Source organism: Streptomyces sp. NPDC001502, from assembly GCF_042894785.1.
In the GTDB taxonomy this organism is placed as follows: Bacteria; Actinomycetota; Actinomycetes; order Streptomycetales; family Streptomycetaceae; genus Streptomyces; species Streptomyces kutzneri.
In genome coordinates, this window is the sequence record NZ_JBIAVW010000033.1 from 34,904 (window position 1) to 56,593 (window position 21,690).

Consider the following 21,690-nt stretch of genomic DNA (forward strand, 5'->3'; position numbering starts at 1 on the left):
AGCGTGAGGCACCATCAGTGACAACCATCACCCCGAAACCCGGGAACCCGACGACCGCCGACGCCGAGGCCGGGGCCTCACTTCGCGGGCGGCCCGCCGCGCCCGGTACGCTCACCGCCGTGCCCCACGCTGATCAGCCCAGAAAGACCCAGAAAGCCCCGGCAACGCCGCCGGGAGCGCCCCGGCCCGCGTCGGCCAGCCCGAGCCCGCTGGGCGAGCTGGCCACCCTGCTGGGCATCCCGGCGCCCGGTGCGGCGCAGATCACCGGCATCACGCACGACTCCCGTGCGGTCCGCCCCGGTGACCTGTACGCGGCCCTGCCGGGAGCCAGGACGCACGGCGCCGACTTCGCCGCCCAGGCGGCCGGCCTCGGCGCCGCCGCCGTGCTGACCGACCCTGCGGGGGCGGAGCGCGCCGCGGCGACCGGCCTGCCGGTCCTGACCGTCGACGACCCGCGCGGCCGGATGGGAGAGCTCGCCGCCGCGATCTACGGACGCCCCGGTGAGGGCCTGCTCCAGATCGGCATCACCGGCACCTCCGGCAAGACCACCACGGCGTACCTCGTCGAGGGCGGCCTGCGCGCGGCGGGCCGCAGCACCGGACTGGTCGGCACCGTCGAGATGCGCATCGGCGACGAGCGCATCAAGTCCGAGCGGACCACCCCCGAGGCCACCGACCTCCAGGCCCTCTTCGCGGTCATGCGCGAACGCGGGGTCGAGGCCGTGGCCATGGAGGTCTCCAGCCACGCCCTGGTGCTCGGCCGGGTCGACGGCTGCGTCTTCGACGTCGCCGTCTTCAACAACCTGAGCCCGGAGCACATGGAGTTCCACTCCGGCATGGAGGACTACTTCCAGGCCAAGGCGGGGCTCTTCACCTCCCGCCGGGCCCGCCTGGGCGTGGTCAACCTCGACGACGAGTACGGCCGCCGCCTGGCCAAGGAGGCCACCGTCCCGGTCGTCACCTTCTCCGCCGCGGGCGACCCGGCCGCCGACTGGCGCGCCGAGGACGTGGTCTTCGGCCCGGCGAGCTCCACCCTGACCCTGCTGGGCCCCGAAGGACAGCGCGTCCGCGCCACCGCGCCGCTGCCCGGCCCGTTCAACGTCGCCAACACCGTCGCCGCGATCGTCACGCTCGCCGCCGCCGGCCTCGACCCGCAGACCGCCGCGGACGGCGTCGCCGCGGTCCCCGGGGTCCCCGGCCGGCTGGAGCGGGTGGACGCGGGACAGCCGTACCTCGCCGTCGTCGACTACGCGCACAAGACGGACGCCGTGGAATCGGTGCTGCGCGCGCTGCGCGAGGTCACCGAGGGCAAGCTGCACATCGTGCTCGGCTGCGGCGGCGACCGTGACACCACCAAGCGCGGCCCGATGGGGGCCGCGGCCGCCCGGTTCGCCGACGTCGCCGTCCTGACCTCCGACAACCCGCGCTCCGAGGACCCGCTCGCGATCCTCGCCGCGATGTTCGAGGGCGCCGTGTCCGTGCCGCCCGCCGAGCGGGGCACCGTCCTGGTCGACGCCGACCGGGCCGCGGCCGTCGCCGCCGCCGTCGCCCGCGCCCGGCCCGGTGACACCGTGCTGGTGGCCGGCAAGGGGCACGAGCAGGGCCAGGACACCGCCGGTGTCGTACGCCCCTTCGACGACCGCGAGGTGCTCCGCGCCGCGATCGAGCACCAGGCCGTGCTCGACCGGACGGCCGCGCTCGATGAAACGACTCAGGTCCGACAGGCCGAGGTGAACCAGTGATCGCCCTTTCCCTCGCCGAGATCGCCGACATCACCGGCGGGCGGCCCCACGACATACCGGATCCGTCCGTTCAGGTCACGGGCCCCGTGGTCTACGACTCCCGTGAGGTCGGGCCGGGCAGCCTGTTCGCCGCCTTCGTCGGCGAGCGGGTCGACGGCCACGACTACGCGCGGCGCGCGGTGTCCGCCGGGGCCGTGGGCGTCCTCGCGACCCGGCCCGTCGGCGTACCGGCCATCGTGGTCCCCGACGTGGTGGCCGCCCTCGGCGCACTCGCCCGGGCCGTGGTCACCCGCCTGGGCACCGACGTCGTGGCCCTCACCGGATCCGCCGGCAAGACCTCCACCAAGGACCTGATCGCGCAGGTGCTGCAGCACCACGCGCCCACCGTGTGGACCCCCGGGAACCTCAACAACGAGATCGGCCTGCCGATCACGACGCTGCGCGTCACCGAGGACACCCAGCACCTGGTCCTGGAGATGGGCGCCCGCGGCATCGGCCACATCCGCTACCTCACCGGACTGACGCCCCCGCGGATCGGTCTGGTCCTCAACGTCGGCACCGCCCACATCGGCGAGTTCGGCGGCCGTGAGCAGATCGCGCAGGCCAAGGGGGAGCTGGTCGAGGCCCTGCCGGCCGAGGCGGAGGGCGGAGTCGCCGTCCTCAACGCCGATGACCTGCTGGTTCGTGAGATGGCCGGGCGCACGAAGGCCCGTACGGTCCTGTTCGGTGAGGCCGAGGACGCCGAAATCCGGGCCACCGAAGTGCGCATGACGGACAGGGGGCAGGCTTCCTTCACACTGCACACACCGACCGGGTGCAGCGACGTGACCTTGCGGCTGTACGGTGAGCACCACGTGTCGAACGCGCTCGCCGCGGCCGCCGTCGCCCATGTACTGGGCATGTCCGCACAGGAGATCGCCACGGCGCTCTCCGGGGCGGGCACGCTGTCCCGGTGGCGGATGGAGGTCACCGAGCGGGCGGACGGTGTGACGATCGTCAACGACGCCTACAACGCGAACCCCGAGTCCATGCGGGCCGCACTCCGCGCGCTCGCCGCGATGGGCGGTGCCGGCAGGGCGAACGGGGGACGCACGTGGGCGGTGCTCGGCCCGATGGCCGAGCTCGGAGACGACGCTCTCGCCGAGCACGACGCGGTCGGGCGGCTTGTCGTCCGGCTCAACGTGAGCAAGCTCGTCGCAGTCGGGGGCAGGGAAGCATCCTGGCTGCAACTGGGCGCATATAACGAGGGTTCGTGGGGTGAGGAGTCGGTGCTCGTGTCCGACGCACAGGCGGCGGTCGACCTGTTGCGCAGTGAACTGCGCCCGGGTGACGTCGTGCTGGTGAAGGCTTCCAGGTCGGCCGGTCTGGAGCGGGTGGCCCAGGGCCTTCTCGACAGCACTGTCGAGGGCGAGGTCGCCGACCGATGAGGCAGATCCTGTTCGCCGGTGTCATCGGCATGTTCCTCACCGTCATCGGCACCCCGCTGCTGATCAAGCTGCTCGCCCGCAAGGGCTACGGCCAGTTCATCCGCGACGACGGCCCCCGCGGCCACGCCGGGAAGAAGGGCACGCCCACCATGGGCGGTATCTCCTTCATCCTGGCGACGCTCATCGCGTACGCCCTGACGAAGGTCCTCACCGGTGAGGAGCCGAGCTTCTCGGGCCTGCTCGTCCTGTTCCTGATGGCCGGCATGGGCATCGTCGGGTACCTGGACGACTACATCAAGATCGTCAAGCGGCGTTCGCTGGGTCTGCGGGCCAAGGCGAAGATGTCCGGCCAGCTGATCGTCGGCATCGCCTTCGCGGTACTGGCCCTCCAGTTCAAGGACTCCCGCGGGCTGACCCCGGCCTCCACCAAGCTGTCGTTCGTCACGGACTTCGGCTGGTCGATAGGTCCGGTGCTGTTCGTGGTCTGGGCGCTGTTCATGATCCTGGCGATGTCCAACGGCGTGAACCTCACCGACGGCCTGGACGGTCTCGCGACCGGCGCCGCCGTGATGGTCTTCGGCGCCTACACCTTCATCGGTGTCTGGCAGTTCCAGGAGTCCTGCGCCAGGGCCGGTGACCTCACCAACCCGAACGCGTGCTTCGAGGTGCGCGACCCGCTCGACCTCGCGGTCGTCGCCTCCGCCCTCATGGGCGCCTGCTTCGGCTTCCTGTGGTGGAACACCTCGCCCGCCAAGATCTTCATGGGTGACACCGGCTCGCTCGCCCTCGGCGGCGCGCTCGCGGGCCTCGCCATCTGCTCCCGCACGGAGTTCCTGATGGCGCTCCTCGGCGGCCTCTTCGTGCTCATCACGATGTCGGTCGTCATCCAGGTCGGTTCCTTCAAGATGACCGGCAAGCGGGTCTTCCGGATGGCGCCACTGCAGCACCACTTCGAGCTCAAGGGCTGGTCCGAGGTGCTGGTCGTGGTCCGCTTCTGGATCATCCAGGGCATGTGCGTGATCGTTGGTCTCGGTCTCTTCTACGCGGGATGGGCAGCCGACAAGTGACGTCCTGGCAGGACAAGAACATCACCGTCGCCGGTCTCGGCGTGAGCGGCATCAGTGCCGCCCGCGCCCTGGCCGGCCTCGGCGCAGTGGTGACCGTCGTCGACAACGGCGACGGTGACGCGCACCGCGCCCGGGCCGCCGAACTCGCGGCGGAGGGCATCACCGTCCGCCTCGGCCGCCTGGCGGACGGCGGGCACGCGGGCGAGGTACTGCCCGAGGGCACCGAACTGGTCGTCACCTCGCCGGGCTGGAAGCCCGACAGCCCGCTGTTCGAGGCCGCCGCCAAGGCCGGCGTGGACGTGGTCGGGGACGTGGAGATCGCCTGGCTGCTGCGCGAGGTCGGCCAGGAGCTGCGCGCCGCGCGCTCCGGCCAGGACGCGGCCGCAGCCCCCCGCAGGGCCCCGGCCCCCTGGCTCGCGATCACCGGCACCAACGGCAAGACCACCACCACCCAGATGCTGGCGTCGATCCTGAAGGCCGCGGGGCTGCGCACCGCCGCCGTCGGCAACATCGGCACCCCGATCATCGACGTGGTGCTCGGCGAGCAGGAGTACGACGTGCTCGCCGTCGAACTCTCCAGCTACCAGCTGCACTGGGCGCCCTCGCTGCGCGTCCACTCGGCGGCCGTGCTGAACCTGGCCCCCGACCACCTCGACTGGCACGGCTCGATGCAGGCGTACGCCGCCGACAAGGGCCGGATCTACGAGGGCAACACGGTCGCCTGCGTCTACAACGTCGCCGACCCGGCCACCGAGAACCTGGTCATGGAGGCCGACGTCGAAGAGGGCTGCCGCGCGATCGGCTTCACCCTCGGCGCCCCCGGCCCCTCCATGCTCGGCGTCGTCGACGGCATCCTCGTCGACCGGGCCTTCGTGGAGAACCGGCAGAAGAACGCCCAGGAGCTCGCCGAGGTCACCGACGTCAACCCGCCGGCCCCGCACAACATCGCCAACGCGCTCGCCGCCGCTGCCCTGGCCCGCGCCTTCGGCGTGGAGCCGCGCGCCGTTCGCGACGGACTGCGCGACTTCCGCCCCGACGCCCACCGCGTCGCGTACGTGGACGAGGTCGGCTCGGTCACCTACATCGACGACTCCAAGGCCACCAACACGCACGCGGCCGAGGCCTCGCTCGCGGCCTTCGAGCCGGTCGTCTGGATCGCCGGCGGCCTCGCCAAGGGCGCGACCTTCGACGAGCTCGTGAAGAACGCCGCGAAGCGGCTGCGCGGCGCCGTGCTGATCGGCGCCGACCGGGCGCTCATCGCCGAGGCACTGGCGCGACACGCCCCCGAGGTCCCGGTCGTCGACCTCGACCGGACCGACACTGGGGCGATGCTCGCAGCGGTCCGGGAAGCCGCCGCGCTCGCCGAGCCCGGCGACACGGTCCTGCTGGCACCTGCCTGTGCCTCGATGGACATGTTCGCGAACTACAACAAGCGTGGGGACGCATTCGCCGACGCGGTGCGCGAACTGGCCGCCGAGAACGCTGCGGACACGGCCTAGGCCGGGGGCTCCGGGACAGGTTCCCTCCGGCCGGCAGCTCGCCTCGTACGAGTGGAGGGGAAGATCACAGATGCCGGCCAAGCAGATGCTGCCGGGGCGGCGGCCGTCCGCCGTGAAGGCGCAGGGCCGCAAACGCCCTGCGGTGCGTTCGAAGCGGCCCGCCGGGCGCGGGCCGCTGGCCCGGCTGCGACGTACGCAGCGGCAGTTGCAGAAGGCCTGGGACCGGCCGCTCACCGCCTATTACCTGATTTTCGGCAGTTCCCTGCTCATCACCGTGCTCGGTCTGGTGATGGTGTACTCCGCCTCGATGATCAAGGCCCTCCAGCTCGGCCTCGGCGACGCGTACTTCTTCAAGAAGCAGTTCCTGGCCGCCCTCATCGGTGGCGCACTCCTGCTGGTCGCCTCCCGGATGCCGGTCAAACTCCACCGGGCGCTCTCGTATCCGGTGATCGCCGGCACGCTCTTCCTGATGGTCCTGGTCCAGGTCCCGGGGATAGGCGTCTCGATCAACGGCAACCAGAATTGGATCTCCCTTGGCGGTCCGTTCATGCTGCAGCCCAGTGAGTTCGGCAAGCTGGCACTGATCCTGTGGGGCGCCGACCTGCTGGCACGCAAGGGCGACAAGGGGCTGCTGAGCCAGTGGAAGCACCTGCTGGTGCCGCTGGTCCCGGTGGCCTTCCTGCTGCTCGGGCTGATCATGCTGGGCGGGGACATGGGCACCGCGATGATCCTCGGCGCCATCCTGTTCGGTCTGCTCTGGCTGGCCGGGGCCCCGACCCGGATGTTCGTCGGGGTGCTCGCCTTCGCGGGTGCGATCGTCGCACTGCTCATCAAGACGAGCCCGCACCGGATGGACCGGCTGGAATGCCTCGGTGCGACAGAACCGGGCAAGAACGACCTTTGCTGGCAGGCCGTTCACGGGATCTACGCCCTCGCCTCGGGCGGATGGTTCGGTTCCGGCCTCGGTGCAAGTGTGGAAAAATGGGGGCAACTGCCGGAAGCCCACACCGACTTCATCTTCGCCATCACCGGGGAGGAACTGGGTCTGGCGGGGACGCTGTCGGTTCTCGCCCTGTTCGCGGCTCTAGGCTATGCGGGTATCCGCGTGGCCGGACGCACGGAGGATTCCTTCGTACGGTTTGCCGCGGGAGGCGTGACCACCTGGATCACGGCCCAGGCCGTGATCAACATCGGTGCGGTGCTCGGCCTGCTGCCGATCGCCGGAGTCCCGCTCCCGCTGTTCTCCTACGGAGGGTCAGCCCTGCTGCCGACCATGTTCGCGGTCGGACTGCTCATCGCCTTCGCGCGTGAGGAGCCGGCGGCGCGCGCGGCCCTCGCGATGCGACAGCCGAAGACCGGCTGGTGGCGGACCGGGGTGAGATGGAAGTCGATGAGACGGCGCGTCAAGAAGCGTCCGTCCGGAGAGCGGTGAATTTCGGTGCATGTCGTACTCGCCGGTGGGGGGACCGCCGGCCACATCGAGCCGGCGCTCGCCCTCGCGGACGCCCTGCGCAGGCAGGACCCTTCAGTGGGCATCACCGCCCTCGGCACGGAGCGCGGACTGGAAACCCGCCTGGTGCCGGAACGCGGCTACGAGCTGGGCCTGATCCCCGCCGTTCCGCTGCCCCGCAAGCCGACCCCGGAACTGATCACCGTCCCCGGACGGCTGCGCGGCACCATCAAGGCCGCGGAGGAGATCCTCATCCGCACCAAGGCCGACTGCGTCGTCGGGTTCGGCGGCTACGTGGCCCTGCCCGGCTACCTCGCGGCCAAGCGCCTCGGGGTGCCGATCATCGTCCACGAGGCCAACGCCCGGCCCGGACTGGCCAATAAGATCGGCTCCCGGTACGCGCACGCCGTCGCGGTCTCCACCCCCGACAGCAAGCTGCGCGGGGCCCGCTACGTGGGCATCCCGCTGCGCCGCTCCATCTCCACCCTCGACCGGGCCGCGGTCCGCCCGGAGGCGCGTGCCGCCTTCGGCCTGGACCCCAACCTGCCCACGCTGCTGGTCTCCGGCGGCTCGCAGGGCGCCCGCCGCCTCAACGAGACGATCCAGCAGGTCGCGCCGACCCTCCAGCGCTCCGGGATCCAGATCCTGCACGCCGTCGGGCCGAAGAACGAACTGCCGCGTGTCGACAACATGCCCGGGATGCCGCCGTATGTGCCGGTACCGTACGTGGACCGGATGGATCTCGCGTACGCCGCCGCCGACATGATGCTGTGCCGCGCGGGAGCGATGACCGTCGCCGAACTCTCCGCCGTCGGGCTTCCCGCCGCCTACGTCCCGTTGCCGATCGGCAACGGTGAACAGCGGCTCAACGCCCAGCCGGTGGTCAAGGCCGGCGGCGGCCTGCTCGTCGACGACGCGGAGCTGACGCCCGACTGGGTGCTCGGCCAGATCCTCCCGGTGCTGTCCGACCCGCACCGCCTGTACGAGATGTCCCGCGCCGCCGGTGAGTTCGGCCGCCGGGACGCCGACGAGCTCCTGGTCGGCATGGTCTACGAGGCGATCGCGGCCCACAGGTCCCGCTGAGGCGGGTAGCGCAGACGCAGGAGGCACAGGAGTGGCCGGAGGGACGACCGCGCGGCGCGGAACACCGTTTTCTGATCGGTCCGGCCCGGATGCCCGCAAGGGCACCGGCGCTCCCAAGCCGCCGAAGGCTCCCAAGGGCTCCAAGGCTCCCAAGCCCCCCAAGCCCCCCAAAGCCCCGAAGTCGGCGCAGAGGTCCGGCCCCAAGGGTCCCGGCGCACGCCTGCGCCGGGGCCCCGTGCTGGCCTCGCTGGCCGCCGCGGTGCTCCTCGCCGGGGGCGGCACCTGGGTGCTCTACGGCTCCTCCTGGCTCCGCGTGGAGAAGGTCGCCGCCACCGGCATGGACGTGCTCACCTCCGAGCAGGTCCTCGGCGCCGCGGCCGTCCCGGTCGGCGCGCCCCTGGTGAGCGTCGACACCGACGAGATCGAGGGCCGCGTCCGCGGCCGGCTGCCCCGCATCGATTCGGTCGACGTGGTGCGGGCCTGGCCGCACGGCATCGGTCTGAAAGTGACGGAACGCAAACCCGTCCTGCTCATCAAAAAGGACGCCAACTTCGTGGAAGTGGACGCATCGGGTGTGCGATTCGACACGGTTCCGAAAGCACCCGCAGGTGTTCCGGTCCTCGAATTGAACGCCGGTCGATCGCCGAGCGCCCGCCGCTTCGACGAGGAGCGGCTGCTGCACGAGGCCGTACTCGTCGCGGGCGCCCTCCCGGAGCCGATCGCCAAGGAAACCGTGCAGGTCAAGGTGGGTTCCTACGATTCGGTCGTACTGGAGCTCACCGGGGGCCGGTCCGTCACGTGGGGGAGCGGTGAACAGAGCGACGCGAAGGGACGCGCATTGAACGCTTTGTTGAAAGCCGCTCCCAAGGCCGTTCACTTCGACGTGAGCGTCCCCACCGCCCCTGCTGCGTCCGGGAGTTGACGTCCGGTCCAACAGCGGCGCACCCTGGTTGGCCAGCGATACGGGTGATCACATAGGGTGAAAAGAAAAACGGGAGGTTCGGCGTGTTCGTTGAACACGCGCTACTTGTCGACTTAGTGTCCTGTTCGGAAGAGTCCGAGGAACAGGCACACCCCTAACCCTAAACTTCAGGGTGAGGGTTCGGGTCGGCGCGTTCGGACCGTCCCTATTTCGGCATCAGTCGTCGCAACGCAGGCCCGCGAGGCGGCGACACGTAACTCGAGGCGAGAGGCCTTCGACGTGGCAGCACCGCAGAACTACCTCGCAGTCATCAAGGTCATCGGTGTCGGCGGCGGTGGTGTCAATGCCATCAACCGAATGATCGAGGTCGGTCTCAAGGGCGTCGAGTTCATCGCCATCAACACGGACGCCCAGGCGCTGTTGATGAGCGACGCCGACGTCAAGCTCGACGTCGGCCGTGAACTCACCCGTGGCCTCGGCGCCGGCGCCAACCCGGCCGTCGGTCGCAAGGCGGCAGAGGACCACCGCGAGGAGATCGAGGAGGTCCTCAAGGGGGCCGACATGGTCTTCGTCACCGCCGGTGAGGGCGGCGGCACCGGCACCGGCGGCGCACCTGTCGTCGCCAACATCGCGCGCTCGCTGGGCGCCCTGACGATCGGTGTGGTCACCCGGCCGTTCACCTTCGAGGGCCGGCGCCGCGCGAACCAGGCGGAGGACGGCATCGCCGAGCTCCGCGAAGAGGTCGACACCCTCATCGTCATCCCCAACGACCGACTGCTGTCCATCTCGGACCGCCAGGTCAGCGTGCTCGACGCCTTCAAGTCGGCCGACCAGGTCCTGCTCTCGGGCGTCCAGGGCATCACCGACCTCATCACGACCCCGGGTCTGATCAACCTCGACTTCGCCGACGTCAAGTCCGTGATGTCCGAGGCCGGCTCGGCCCTGATGGGCATCGGCTCGGCCCGCGGCGACGACCGCGCCGTGGCCGCCGCCGAGATGGCGATCTCCTCCCCGCTCCTGGAGGCGTCCATCGACGGCGCCCGTGGCGTGCTGCTCTCCATCTCCGGTGGCTCGGACCTCGGTCTCTTCGAGATCAACGAGGCCGCGCAGCTGGTCAGCGAGGCCGCGCACCCCGAGGCGAACATCATCTTCGGCGCCGTCATCGACGACGCGCTCGGCGACGAGGTACGGGTCACCGTCATCGCGGCCGGGTTCGACGGCGGACAGCCCCCGGCCCGCCGGGACAACGTCATCGGCGCCGCGTCCACCAAGCGCGAGGAGCCGGCCCCGGCTCCGGTCCGCGCCGCCGAGCCGGCCCGCCCGGCCTTCGGCGGACTCGGCTCGGTCACCCCGCGCGAGGAGCCCCCGGCTCCGGTCGAGGCGGCCCCGGTCGAGGTCCAGGCCCCCGCGCCGCAGGTCCCCACGGCCCGGCCGTACCAGGACAGCCCGGCCGAAGAGCTGGATGTTCCGGACTTCTTGAAGTGACACCGGAGCAGCATCACGTGGGCGGCGCCCACTTCGCCTTCACCGACCGGTGGGGCGGAGTGAGCGCCGTTCCGTACGAGGAGCTCAATCTCGGCGGCGCGGTCGGAGACGACCCTGCCGCCGTTCTCGCGAACCGGGCACGGGCGGCGAAGTCCCTGGGCCTGGCGCCGGACCGGGTGGTCTGGATGAACCAGGTGCACGGCCGGGACGTGGCCGTGGTCGACGGCCCCTGGGGGGACGCTGAGATCCCGGCCGTGGACGCGGTGGTGACCGCCCGTCGGGGGCTCGCCCTCGCCGTGCTCACCGCCGACTGCACGCCGGTCCTGCTGGCGGACCCCGTCGCCGGGGTCGTGGCGGCCGCCCATGCCGGGCGGCCGGGACTGGTCGCCGGGGTGGTGCCCGCCGCCGTCGAGGCGATGGTCTCCCTCGGGGCCGATCCCGGGCGGATCGTCGCCCGTACGGGACCCGCGGTCTGCGGACACTGTTACGAGGTGCCCGCCGAGATGCGGGAGGCGGTGGCCCAGGTGGTGCCCGCCGCCCGGGCCGAGACGAGCTGGGGGACACCGGCCGTCGACGTGGTCGCCGGGGTGCACGCCCAGCTCGCCGAGGCGGGGGTGGTGAACAGCGGCCGCTCCCCGGTCTGCACACTGGAGTCGCGGGACCACTTCTCGTACCGCCGCGACCGGGTGACCGGACGCCTTGCCGGATATGTCTGGTTGACAGAGCTTTCCCGGGGGACACCCCCCGGACCGCCGGGGGAAAAGAAGAATGACGGATCGTAAGTCGGAGCTCGCCGAGAACCTGGCGCGGGTGGAGGAACGTATCTCGTCCGCCTGCGCGGCGGCGGGGCGGGGACGGGAAGAGGTGACGCTCATCGTGGTCACCAAGACCTACCCCGCGAGCGACGTACGACTGCTGGCGGACCTGGGCGTCCGTCATGTTGCGGAGAATCGGGACCAGGATGCCGCCCCCAAGGCCGCGGCCTGCGAGGATCTGCCGCTCAGCTGGCACTTCGTCGGTCAGTTGCAGACGAACAAAGTCCGTTCCGTGGCGGGATACGCGCACGTCGTGCAGTCGGTCGACCGGCCGAAACTCGTGACCGCCCTCTCGGCGGCCGCGGTGAACGCCGGCCGGGAGCTCGGGTGCCTCGTGCAGATCGCCCTCGACGCGGAGTCCGGGGAGCGCGGGACCCGCGGCGGTGCGGCGCCGGAGCAGCTCGCGGAGCTGGCGGACCTCGTCGCCGGGGCGCCGGGACTGCGCATCGACGGCCTGATGACGGTCGCTCCGCTGTCCGGCCCCTACGCGGGACGCGAACAGGCCGCCTTCGAGCGGCTGATGGAATTGTCATCCCGCGTGCGCGTGGACCATCCGGCTGCCACGATGGTGTCGGCCGGGATGAGCGCAGACCTGGAACAGGCCGTGGCGGCCGGTGCGACACATGTACGCGTCGGCACTGCGGTACTCGGCGCGAGACCCCGGCTCGGGTAACGTCGCGAAGAAAGTCGGACCACAGCAGAAAATATGGTCATTCCCGCTGATGGGCGGGCAGACCTAGTGGATCGCGGGCAGTTGGTGACATTCGTGACACGGCGGCACCTGCGACAGGGCGATCCACCACAGAGCGGAGGACTCGGAGAATGGCCGGCGCGATGCGCAAGATGGCGGTCTACCTCGGCCTCGTGGAGGACGACCGGTACGACAACCCGGGGTACGACCCCGACGACGAGTTCGAGCCCGAGCCGGAGATGGAGCGGGCTCGGGAGCGGGATCGCCGACAGCAGCCCGTGCACCAATCGCCCGTATCGGACGAACCGGTACGAGTCGCACAGCCTCCAGCGCAGCGCGAACCTATCCCAATTCCGGTGGAAAACGGACGTCCTGCGCGAATCGCCCCCGTGGCATCCATCACACCTGATCGTACAAACCTGGAGAAGAACGCCCCCGTGATCATGCCCAAGGTCGTCTCCGAGCGGGAGCCGTACCGCATCACGACGCTGCACCCCCGGACCTACAACGAGGCCCGTACCATCGGGGAACACTTCCGTGAGGGCACTCCGGTGATCATGAATCTCACGGAGATGGACGACACGGACGCGAAGCGTCTCGTGGACTTCGCCGCCGGACTCGTCTTCGGTCTGCACGGCAGCATTGAACGCGTGACACAGAAGGTGTTCCTGCTGTCGCCTGCTAACGTCGATGTCACGGCGGAGGACAAGGCCCGCATCGCGGAGGGCGGGTTCTTCAACCAAAGCTAGACCGATCCGTCAGACACGGGGCCGGGAACACAGCGGGAGCAGGGGAGAGGGAAGCGCGGGATGGGTGTCGTACTGGACGTGATCTACTTCGCCTTGGCGTGCTTCCTTGTCGTGCTGATCTTCCGCCTGGTCATGGACTACGTGTTCCAGTTCGCACGTTCCTGGACACCCGGCAAGGCGATGGTGGTCGTACTGGAGGCCACCTACAGCGTCACCGATCCACCACTCAAGCTTCTTCGGCGGGTCATTCCGCCGTTGCGTCTCGGGGGCGTGGCACTCGACCTGTCCTTCTTCGTTCTGATGATCATCGTTTACATCCTCATCAGTTTCGTGCGCACCGCTGCGAGCGGCTCGTGAACGATGTGCTTCCCCGCGGGCGCGGGGACAGTCCCGATACGGTCTTGCCGACTGCCGACGACTACGTAGAGGTGAAGAAGACATGCCGCTGACTCCCGAGGACGTGCGGAACAAGCAGTTCACGACCGTCCGCCTCCGAGAAGGCTATGACGAGGACGAGGTCGATGCCTTCCTCGACGAGGTCGAGTCCGAACTGACGCGCCTGCTGCGCGAGAACGAGGACCTGCGCGCCAAGCTGGCCGCCGCCACGCGTGCCGCCGCGCAGAGCCAGCAGCAGCAGGGCATGCGCAAGCCGGAACCCCAGGACCAGCGCGGCCCCGGCGCCCCCGTGCCCGCTGCCATATCCGGCCCGCCGCAGCAGCAGCAGCCGCAGATGGGCCCGCCGCAGCTCCCGGGCGGCCAGCCGCAGCTTCCGCCGGGCCCCGGCGGCCAGGGCCAGCAGGGCCCCGGCCCGATGGGCGGCCCCATGGGCGGTCCCATGCAGCAGCACCCCATGGGTGGACCCCAGGGCATGCAGCAGCAGCCCATGGGCGGCCCCCAGGGCATGCAGCAGCAGTCGATGGGCGGCCAGAACCCGCTCGGCCAGCAGATGCAGCCCATGGGCCAGCAGATGCAGCCGATGGGGCAGCAGATGCAGCCCATGGGTCAGCCGATGCACCAGCAGCAGCCGCAGCTCCCGCAGCAGGGCCCCGGTGGCGACAGCGCCGCCCGTGTCCTGTCGCTGGCGCAGCAGACCGCCGACCAGGCGATCGCGGAGGCCCGCTCCGAGGCCAACAAGATCGTCGGCGAGGCCCGGTCGCGCGCCGAGGGCCTGGAGCGGGACGCCCGCGCCAAGGCCGACGCGCTGGAGCGGGACGCGCAGGAGAAGCACCGCGTCGCGATGGGCTCCCTGGAGTCCGCCCGCGCCACGCTGGAGCGCAAGGTCGAGGACCTGCGGGGCTTCGAGCGTGAGTACCGTACGCGTCTGAAGTCCTACCTGGAGTCGCAGCTGCGCCAGCTGGAGACCCAGGCGGACGACAGCCTGGCCCCGCCGCGGAACCCGGCCGGTCCCGCGCTGCCGCCGTCGCCGTCGTCCTCGATGGCTCCGGCCGGTGCGATGGGCCACTCCATGGGCGGTCCCTCGATGGGTGGCCCCTCGATGGGCGGCCCGTCCCCCATGGGCGGTCCCTCCCCGATGGGTGCCCCGTCCTACGGCGGCAACCAGCAGCAGATGTCCCCGGCGATGACCCAGCCGATGGCTCCGGTCCGGCCGGCTGCGCCGCAGCCGATGCAGGCGCCGTCGCCGATGCGGGGCTTCCTGATCGACGAGGACGACAACTAGGCGCCGCCGCCGTTCTGCGGTCGGCAGCCGCGCTCTACGGGCCGGGCCCGAGGTTCCCCACGGAACCTCGGGCCCGGCCCGTTCGCGTACCCGTCCGCGGCGCCGCTGCGGGGGCTCCGCCCCGCGCCCCGCGCCTCAAACGCCGGAGGGGCTGAAAGACGGGGGCTCCGCCCCGCGCCCCGCGCCTCAAACGCCGGCGAGGCGGGAATGACGAAAGCGGCCCGTCCCCCCACCCGGGAGAGGACGGGCCGCTCGGGCCGCGGGCTACGCCTTGCGGAGGCGGAACGTCAGGCCGAGGGCCTCGTCCGTGAACGGGTCGCCGTACGTGCCGTCCGCCTCGCCGGACGCGAAGTCCGTCGCCAGGACCTCGTCCGCGATCAGGGCCGCGTGGTCCGTCAGGGCCGTCACGACCTCCGGGTCCGCGGAGGACCAGCGGAGCGCGATGCGGTCCGCCACGTCGAGGCCGGAGTTCTTCCGGGCCTCCTGGATCAGGCGGATCGCGTCACGGGCCAGGCCCGCCAGCCGCAGCTCCGGGGTGATCTCCAGGTCCAGGGCGACCGTCGCGCCCGAGTCGGACGCCACCGACCAGCCCTCGCGCGGGGTCTCCGTGATGATGACCTCCTCCGGCGAGAGGGAGATCTCCTCGCCGTTCAGCGAGATCACGGCGGAGCCGGCCCGCAGGGCCAGGGACAGCGCCGCCGCGTCGGCCGCGGCCACCGCCTTCGCGACGTCCTGGACGCCCTTGCCGAAGCGCTTGCCCAGCGCCCGGAAGTTCGCCTTCGCCGTCGTGTCGACCAGGGACCCGCCGACCTCCGACAGGGAGGCCAGGGAGGTGACGTTCAGCTCCTCCGTGATCTGGGACTGCAGCTCGGGGGAGAGCGCGTCGAAGCCCACCGCGCCGACCAGGGCCCGGGACAGGGGCTGGCGGGTCTTGACGCCCGACTCCGCACGCGTCGCCCGGCCCAGCTCCACCAGGCGGCGGACCAGCTGCATCTGCTGGGACAGCGCCGGGTCGATCGCCGCGGTGTCCGCCACCGGCCAGGTGGAGAGGTGGACCGACTCCGGGGCGTCCGGGGTGACCGGGACGACCATGTCCTGCCAGACCCGCTCCGTGATGAACGGGGTCAGCGGGGCGAGCAGCCGCGTCACCGTCTCGACCACGTCGTGGAGGGTCCGCAGCGCGGCCGCGTCGCCCTGCCAGAAGCGGCGGCGCGAGCGGCGGACGTACCAGTTGGACAGGTCGTCCACGAACGCGGAGAGCAGCTTGCCCGCGCGCTGGGTGTCGTACGACTCCATCGCCTCGGTGACCTCGGCGACGAGCGTGTGGAGCTCAGAGAGCAGCCACCGGTCGAGGACCGTGCGGTCGGCCGGGGCCGGGTCGGAGGCGGAGGGCGCCCAGTTCGACGTACGGGCGTACAGGGCCTGGAAGGCGACCGTGTTCCAGTACGTGAGGAGGGTCTTGCGGACGACCTCCTGGATCGTGCCGTGGCCCACGCGCCGCGCCGCCCACGGGGAGCCGCCGGCCGCCATGAACCAGCGCACCGCGTCCGCGCCGTGCTGGTCCATGAGCGGGATCGGCTGCAGGATGTTGCCCAGATGCTTGGACATCTTCCGGCCGTCCTCGGCGAGGATGTGGCCCAGGCAGACCACGTTCTCGTAGGAAGACTTGTCGAAGACGAGGGTGCCGACCGCCATCAGCGTGTAGAACCAGCCGCGCGTCTGGTCGATGGCCTCCGAGATGAACTGCGCCGGGTAGCGCTTCTCGAAGATCTCCTTGTTCTTGTACGGGTAGCCCCACTGCGCGAACGGCATCGAGCCCGAGTCGTACCAGGCGTCGATGACCTCCGGGACGCGGACGGCCTCCAGCGAGCAGCCCTCCGCCGTGCAGGGGAAGGTGACCTCGTCGATGTACGGGCGGTGCGGATCCAGGTTCGAGTGGTCCTGGCCCGAGAGCTCGGACAGCTCGGCGCGGGAGCCGACGCAGGTGAGGTGGTTCTCCTCACAGCGCCAGATCGGCAGCGGGGTGCCCCAGTACCGGTTGCGGGACAGCGCCCAGTCGATGTTGTTGTTCAGCCAGTCGCCGAAGCGGCCCTGCTTGACCGAGTCGGGGAACCAGTTGGTCTTCTCGTTCTCCCGCAGCATCGCGTCCTTGACGGCGGTGGTGCGGACGTACCAGGACGGCTGCGCGTAGTAGAGCAGGGCCGTGTGGCAGCGCCAGCAGTGCGGGTAGCTGTGCTCGTAGGCGATGTGCTTGAAGAGCAGGCCGCGCGCGTCGAGGTCGGCGGTCAGCTTCTCGTCGGCCTTCTTGAAGAAGACGCCGCCGATCAGCGGGACCTCCTCCTCGAAGGTGCCGTCGGGGCGGACCGGGTTCACGACGGGCAGGCCGTACGCGCGGCAGACCGCGAGGTCGTCGGCGCCGAAGGCGGGGGACTGGTGGACCAGACCGGTGCCGTCCTCGGTCGTGACGTACTCGGCGTTCACGACGTAGTGGGCCTCGGCCGGGAACTCGACGAGCTCGAAGGGGCGCTGGTACGTCCAGCGCTCCATCTCCTTGCCCGTGAAGGTCTCGCCGGTGGCCTCCCAGCCCTCGCCGAGGGACTTCTCCAGCAGCGGCTGGGCGACGACCAGCTTCTCCGAGCCCTCGGCGCCGGTGCGCGTGGCCACCACGTAGGTGACCTCGGGGTGCGCGGCCACGGCCGTGTTGGACACCAGGGTCCACGGCGTCGTCGTCCACACCAGCAGCGCCGCCTCGCCCGCGAGCGGGCCGGAGGTCAGCGGGAAGCGGACGTAGACCGAGGGGTCGACGACCGTCTCGTAGCCCTGGGCCAGCTCGTGGTCGGAGAGGCCGGTGCCGCAGCGGGGGCACCAGGGGGCGACGCGGTGGTCCTGGGTGAGCAGGCCCTTGTTGAAGATCTCCTTCAGCGACCACCACACGGACTCCACGTACTCGGGGTCCATGGTGCGGTAGGCGTCGTCCAGGTCGACCCAGTAGCCCATCCGGGTCGTGAGCTCGGTGAACGCGTCGGTGTGGCGGGTCACGGACTCGCGGCACTTGGCGTTGAACTCGGCGATGCCGTACGCCTCGATGTCCTTCTTGCCGTTGAAGCCCAGCTCCTTCTCGACGGCGAGCTCGACGGGCAGGCCGTGGCAGTCCCAGCCGGCCTTGCGGGCCACGTGGTAGCCGCGCATGGTGCGGAAGCGGGGGAAGACGTCCTTGAAGACGCGGGCCTCGATGTGGTGCGCGCCGGGCATGCCGTTCGCGGTGGGCGGGCCCTCGTAGAAGACCCACTCGGGGCGGCCCTCGGACTGCTCCAGGGTCTTGGCGAAGGTCTTGCTCTCGCGCCAGAAGTCGAGGACGGCGTGCTCAAGGGCAGGCAGGTCGACCTGGGCGGGTACCGGGCGGTACTGCGGCGGTGTGGTCATGAGGCTGAACTCTTCCTCCGGCGGGGTGTCACTTCCGTCCGGAGGGACGAGAGCACTGCTGCTCCCGCGGTACCACCCTCCTTGGCCGCCGGACGGATCCGGTGGCCCCCTCATTGGGGTGCGAAGCCGGTTCTACTCGCCGTACGGGATCCCGTGCGGGCTTTCTTCCGGCGGCTCAGGGGTGATCCTTCGCATCGCGCTCGCCCCCGGGCTCTCACCGTCCCCGGGTCGCTCCTGGCTGCGTACGACGCTACTCGTCCCCGTCCATGCCTTTCGCTGGGCTCAGTGTACGGGCCCGGGGGGTGCACGGCAGACCGGTTTACGGGGGCCCGTGCGGGGCCCGCCGGCCCGGCGTGGCGGGGCTGCGGGGAGGGCCCGCGCGTGACCCCGGCGCGCCCCCCGGCGTGACCCGAATGGGCCTGCGCTGCCGCTTGCGGCTCGGGTGGGGCGGGAGGGGCGGATTACCGGGGCTCCTGCTGGGCACAACGGATGCAGGTTGACCTCGATGGATGCGTGCCCCGTTGCCGCGGGGCCGGTGTCGATTTATCGTTCCGGCACGATTCGCGAGCAGAGATCACAGTATGTGAAGGGGTCGCGGCCATGGTGGCGAAGAAGACCGCCGGGAGTACTGCCAAGAAGGCTGTCGGGAAGGCCGCCGGGAAGGCGGCGGTCTCCGAGGACGCGGCCCCCGCCAAGAAGGCGACCGCTGCCCGAAAGACCGCTGCCGGCGCGCTCGCTCCGGACGGGAAGGCGACCGCCGTCAAGAAGACGACCGCCGTCGAGAAGCGGACGGCCACGGCCAAGAAGGCCGCGGCCGAGGGGGCGGCACATGCCGCGAAGAAGACGGGAGTCCGGAAAGTGGTTGCCAAGAAGAGCGCGGGTACGGCGAGGAAGACGGCCGCGGCCGCCACCAGCGGGCTCCCCAAGGCACGGGCCACGGCGGCCCTGGCCCCCGGCGAGCTCGCCGTACGGCCCGGAGAGGACCCCTGGACCTCCAAGGAGGTCGAGGACGCCCGTGCGGAGCTCCTGTCGGAGGTGCTGCGGCTGCGGGCCGAGCTCGACGCCTCGGAGGCGGCGATCTCCGGCCTGATGCGGGACTCCGGGGACGGCGCGGGCGACGACCAGGCCGACACGGGCACCAAGAACATCACCCGCGAGTCCGAGCTGGCCCTCGCGGCGAACGCCACCTCGATGCTGGAGCAGACCGAGCGGGCCCTGGAACGGCTGGAGGCGGGCACGTACGGCCTCTGCGAGAACTGCGGGCAGCCCATCGGCAAGGCCAGGATGCAGGCCTTCCCACGGGCCACGCTGTGCGTGGACTGCAAGCAGAAGCAGGAACGGCGGCACTAGGGGGTGCCCGGACGGGCCGGGGAGAGGTGGGGCAGGCGGCGCGCGGGGGCCCTGACGTACCCTCGTGTTCCGTCAGGGTCCAGGAGGAGCCTGGTTCGAGCTAGTTCGAGGGACTCACGTGGCAGAGGCGGAGCGCATCATCGGTACGCCGGAGGTCGGGGACGACACCCAGCCGGAGTCCGCCGGGCCCAAGGGGCGCCGCCGGATCACGGCTCTGCTCGTCGTGGCGGTGCTCGCCTACCTGCTCGACCTCGGCAGCAAGATGCTGGTCGTGGCGAAGCTGGAGCACCAGCCGCCGATCGAGATCATCGGTGACCTGCTCAAGTTCGAGGCGGTCCGCAACCCGGGCGCCGCCTTCGGCTTCGGTGAGGCCTTCACCATCATCTTCACCTGCATCGCGGCCTCGGTGATCGTGGTGATCGTGCGGCTGGCCCGCAAGCTCTACAGCCTGCCGTGGGCGATCGCGCTCGGCCTGCTGCTCGGCGGCGCGCTCGGCAACCTGACCGACCGGATCTTCCGTTCTCCGGGTGTGTTCCGGGGCGCGGTCGTCGACTTCATCGCACCCGCCCATTTCGCCGTCTTCAACCTCGCGGACTCGGCGATCGTGTGCGGCGGCATCCTGATCGTCCTGCTGTCCTTCAAGGGTCTGGACCCCGACGGGACCGTCCACAAGGACTGATCGCGGGACGGCTCGTCCGCCCCGTCCTGCATACTCGACGGGTGAGTACGATTCCCGAGATCCGCACCCTGCCCGTTCCCGATGGCCTTGAGGGCGAGCGCGTCGACGCCGCCATCGCCCGTATGTTCGGTTTCTCCCGGACGAAGGCGGCCGATCTCGCGGCCGCGGGAAAGGTGTCGGTCGACGGCAGTGTCGTCGGGAAGTCCGAGCGTGTGCACGGTGGCGCCTGGCTCGAAGTCGAGATGCCCGAGCCGGCCCGGCCGGTCGAGGTCGTCGCCGAGCCCGTCCCCGGCATGGAGATCATCCACGATGACGACGACATCGTCGTCATCATGAAGCCGGTCGGCGTCGCCGCCCACCCGAGCCCCGGCTGGACCGGCACCACCGTCATCGGTGGCCTCGCCGCGGCCGGCTACCGCATCTCCACCTCCGGCGCGTCCGAGCGCCAGGGCATCGTGCACCGCCTCGACGTCGGCACGTCCGGCCTGATGGCCGTCGCGAAGTCGGAGCGCGCCTACACCTCGCTCAAGAACCAGTTCCGCGAGCGGATCGTGGACAAGCGCTACCACGCGCTGGTGCAGGGCCACCCGGACCCGATGAGCGGCACGATCGACGCGCCGATCGGCCGCCACCCCAGCGCGGACTACAAGTGGGCGGTGATCCAGGACGGCAAGGCGTCCGTCACCCACTACGACCTGATCGAGGCCTTCCGCGCCGCCTCGCTGCTCGACATCAAGCTGGAGACCGGGCGTACGCACCAGATCCGCGTGCACATGTCCGCGCACCGGCACCCCTGCGTCGGCGACCTGACCTACGGCGCCGACCCGACCGTCGCCAAGCGGCTCGGTCTGACCCGGCAGTGGCTGCACGCGGTGCGCCTCGGCTTCGAGCACCCGTCGGACGGGCAGTGGGTCGAGTTCGAGAGCACCTACCCGGCGGACCTGCAGCACGCGCTGGACGTGATCCGGGCGGAGAGCGAGTGACCTCGCCGGTCGAGGTGCGGGTCGCCGCCTCGGAGGAGGACCTGAAGTCCTGCTTCGCGGTGCGGTCCGAGGTCTTCGTGGTCGAGCAGTCGGTGCCGGAGTCGATCGAGTACGACGCGTACGACGCGGACGCGGTGCACGTCCTGGCCGTGGGCGCGGACGGGGTGCCGCTGGGCACGGGCCGGCTGCTCCACGGACCGGCGGCCCTCGGCAAGACGGGCGACCCGGCGGTCGGCTCGCTGGGCCGGCTGGCCGTCGCCAAGTCCGCGCGCGGGCTGGGCGTGGGTGTGGCGCTGGTCCGCGCGATCGAGGCCGAGGCGGCCCGTCGGGGCCTGTCGGCGGTGGACCTGGGGGCGCAGACGCATGCGCTGGGCTTCTACGAGCGGCTCGGATACGTGGCCTACGGCCCGGAATTCCAGGACGCGGGCATCCCCCACCGCGCGATGCGCCGCCCCCTCCCGTAGCCGGAACGCTGCGGCCGCCGTTGCCAGGGGCGCTGCCCCCGGACCCCCGCGCCTCAATCGCCGGAGAGGCTGAATCTTTCAGCCTCGCCGGCGATTGAGGCGCGGGCGCGGAGCGCCGTAGGGGGTTCGGGGCGGAGCCCCGACACGGCCCCCGACCCGCACCGCCAAGCGCAGCGGACTGGC

Annotated in this window: 18 protein-coding genes; 17 read left to right on the forward strand and 1 reads right to left on the reverse strand. The window is 71.0% G+C overall.

The features are described 5' to 3' along the window. Positions 1-17 precede the first annotated feature (17 nt). From ACFY0D_RS36840 to ACFY0D_RS36900, 13 genes are all read left to right on the forward strand, one after another. Entirely contained in the window at positions 18-1,742 is a 1,725-nt protein-coding gene (locus ACFY0D_RS36840; RefSeq protein WP_390802257.1) for a UDP-N-acetylmuramoyl-L-alanyl-D-glutamate--2,6-diaminopimelate ligase, read from the forward strand. Next, on the forward strand, positions 1,739-3,169 hold the full coding sequence (murF, locus tag ACFY0D_RS36845; protein WP_390802258.1) for a UDP-N-acetylmuramoyl-tripeptide--D-alanyl-D-alanine ligase: 1,431 nt from the start codon (positions 1,739-1,741) through the stop codon (positions 3,167-3,169). The genes ACFY0D_RS36840 and murF overlap by 4 nt, the downstream gene beginning before the upstream one ends. Continuing rightward, complete coding sequence (mraY, locus tag ACFY0D_RS36850; RefSeq protein ID WP_390802259.1) at positions 3,166-4,236, forward strand: phospho-N-acetylmuramoyl-pentapeptide-transferase; 1,071 nt, start codon at positions 3,166-3,168, stop codon at positions 4,234-4,236. Before murF ends, mraY begins: the two co-directional genes overlap by 4 nt. Then, entirely contained in the window at positions 4,218-5,735 is a 1,518-nt protein-coding gene (gene murD, locus ACFY0D_RS36855) for a UDP-N-acetylmuramoyl-L-alanine--D-glutamate ligase (RefSeq protein WP_390802260.1), read from the forward strand. The genes mraY and murD overlap by 19 nt, the downstream gene beginning before the upstream one ends. Before the next feature lie 70 nt (positions 5,736-5,805). Next, complete coding sequence (ftsW, locus tag ACFY0D_RS36860; RefSeq protein WP_390802261.1) at positions 5,806-7,167, forward strand: putative lipid II flippase FtsW; 1,362 nt, start codon at positions 5,806-5,808, stop codon at positions 7,165-7,167. Positions 7,168-7,173: 6 nt separating this feature from the next. Further along, positions 7,174-8,268 (forward strand): undecaprenyldiphospho-muramoylpentapeptide beta-N-acetylglucosaminyltransferase, encoded by a 1,095-nt coding sequence (gene murG, locus ACFY0D_RS36865; RefSeq protein ID WP_301371687.1) that lies wholly within the window; start codon positions 7,174-7,176, stop codon positions 8,266-8,268. A 31-nt stretch (positions 8,269-8,299) separates the two neighbouring features. Then, entirely contained in the window at positions 8,300-9,190 is an 891-nt protein-coding gene (locus ACFY0D_RS36870) for a cell division protein FtsQ/DivIB (protein ID WP_390802262.1), read from the forward strand. Between the two features lie 279 nt (positions 9,191-9,469). Further along, positions 9,470-10,675 carry a cell division protein FtsZ gene (gene ftsZ, locus ACFY0D_RS36875; protein WP_052872570.1) on the forward strand — a complete coding sequence of 402 codons (1,206 nt, stop codon included), beginning with the start codon at positions 9,470-9,472 and terminating at the stop codon, positions 10,673-10,675. Positions 10,676-10,692: 17 nt separating this feature from the next. Next, on the forward strand, positions 10,693-11,457 hold the full coding sequence (gene pgeF / locus ACFY0D_RS36880) for a peptidoglycan editing factor PgeF (protein ID WP_390802263.1): 765 nt from the start codon (positions 10,693-10,695) through the stop codon (positions 11,455-11,457). Next, the gene (locus tag ACFY0D_RS36885; RefSeq protein ID WP_390802264.1) at positions 11,444-12,163 is read left to right on the forward strand and encodes a YggS family pyridoxal phosphate-dependent enzyme; all 720 of its coding nucleotides are present in this window, start codon (positions 11,444-11,446) and stop codon (positions 12,161-12,163) included. The genes pgeF and ACFY0D_RS36885 overlap by 14 nt, the downstream gene beginning before the upstream one ends. A 149-nt stretch (positions 12,164-12,312) precedes the next feature. Further along, on the forward strand, positions 12,313-12,930 hold the full coding sequence (locus ACFY0D_RS36890; RefSeq protein WP_350996358.1) for a cell division protein SepF: 618 nt from the start codon (positions 12,313-12,315) through the stop codon (positions 12,928-12,930). A 60-nt stretch (positions 12,931-12,990) separates the two neighbouring features. Beyond that, positions 12,991-13,287: a YggT family protein gene (locus tag ACFY0D_RS36895; protein WP_390802265.1), complete on the forward strand. Its 297-nt coding sequence runs from the start codon at positions 12,991-12,993 to the stop codon at positions 13,285-13,287. 82 nt (positions 13,288-13,369) lie between these two features. Further along, positions 13,370-14,608: a DivIVA domain-containing protein gene (locus tag ACFY0D_RS36900; RefSeq protein WP_390802266.1), complete on the forward strand. Its 1,239-nt coding sequence runs from the start codon at positions 13,370-13,372 to the stop codon at positions 14,606-14,608. Positions 14,609-14,872: 264 nt separating this feature from the next. Here the strand turns inward: ACFY0D_RS36900 and ileS are convergent, their stop codons facing one another. Beyond that, positions 14,873-18,031, reverse strand: a complete 3,159-nt coding sequence (gene ileS / locus ACFY0D_RS36905) for an isoleucine--tRNA ligase (protein WP_390802267.1) — start codon at positions 18,029-18,031, stop codon at positions 14,873-14,875. 600 nt (positions 18,032-18,631) lie between these two features. On the opposite strand from ileS, the gene ACFY0D_RS36910 reads away from it, so the two are divergent. The 4 genes from ACFY0D_RS36910 to ACFY0D_RS36925 all read left to right on the forward strand — a co-directional run bounded on the left by ACFY0D_RS36910 (position 18,632) and on the right by ACFY0D_RS36925 (position 21,507). Beyond that, positions 18,632-19,381, forward strand: a complete 750-nt coding sequence (locus ACFY0D_RS36910) for a TraR/DksA family transcriptional regulator (RefSeq protein ID WP_390802268.1) — start codon at positions 18,632-18,634, stop codon at positions 19,379-19,381. A gap of 136 nt (positions 19,382-19,517) precedes the next feature. Continuing rightward, a complete protein-coding gene (gene lspA / locus ACFY0D_RS36915; protein ID WP_258309950.1) occupies positions 19,518-20,060 on the forward strand; it encodes a signal peptidase II in 543 nt (180 codons plus the stop codon). A gap of 41 nt (positions 20,061-20,101) precedes the next feature. Further along, positions 20,102-21,043, forward strand: coding sequence for an RluA family pseudouridine synthase (locus tag ACFY0D_RS36920; RefSeq protein ID WP_301371694.1), 942 nt, complete (start codon positions 20,102-20,104; stop codon positions 21,041-21,043). Then, positions 21,040-21,507, forward strand: a complete 468-nt coding sequence (locus tag ACFY0D_RS36925) for a GNAT family N-acetyltransferase (protein ID WP_351156165.1) — start codon at positions 21,040-21,042, stop codon at positions 21,505-21,507. The genes ACFY0D_RS36920 and ACFY0D_RS36925 overlap by 4 nt, the downstream gene beginning before the upstream one ends. The last annotated feature ends 183 nt before the right edge of the window (positions 21,508-21,690 follow it).